Raw genomic sequence first — 433 nt, forward strand, 5'->3', positions numbered from 1 at the left:
TCTCCTTTTAAACAATATGACCGAAGACTTTCAGGTCGCACCATTTCTGCTATATATCTATTTCCGTGAGAATCCTTGCAGAGAACATCAACAATACTTTGTTTATCAGAGGCAACTTCGGGATCCATAATAGTGCTAAGAAACTCAACTTCTTGTATTGCATTTATCTCAGTAAACCCTAAAATATCGTTCAAAAAGTGGATCAGGATATTCTTATTTTTTTCCGTTCCAAAGATTTTTTTGAAACACAAATCATTGCGAGGATCGAGAAATTTTGAAAGAGCCATGGCAAAAATGCTTGAAAATATTAATAATTATACACTATTATTAACAATTATTCAACCATATTTTTGAAGATAGCTATAGCTAACACGTCATAACCGCCACGAACCGTCATACCGCGATTCATTCGCGGTATCTTAGCATAGATCCC

1 protein-coding gene is annotated in these 433 nt (G+C 34.9%); it reads right to left on the minus strand.

Annotation, left to right across the window (positions count from 1 at the left end; genetic code table 11):
• Positions 1 to 287 (minus strand): PD-(D/E)XK nuclease family transposase (locus DEF52_RS05595; protein WP_179951369.1); only part of this gene is annotated, 287 nt, incomplete at its 3' end.
• Positions 288 to 433: the final 146 nt, after the last annotated feature.

This window comes from Wolbachia endosymbiont of Nasonia oneida, from assembly GCF_009012935.1.
Classification (GTDB): Bacteria; Pseudomonadota; Alphaproteobacteria; order Rickettsiales; family Anaplasmataceae; genus Wolbachia; species Wolbachia pipientis.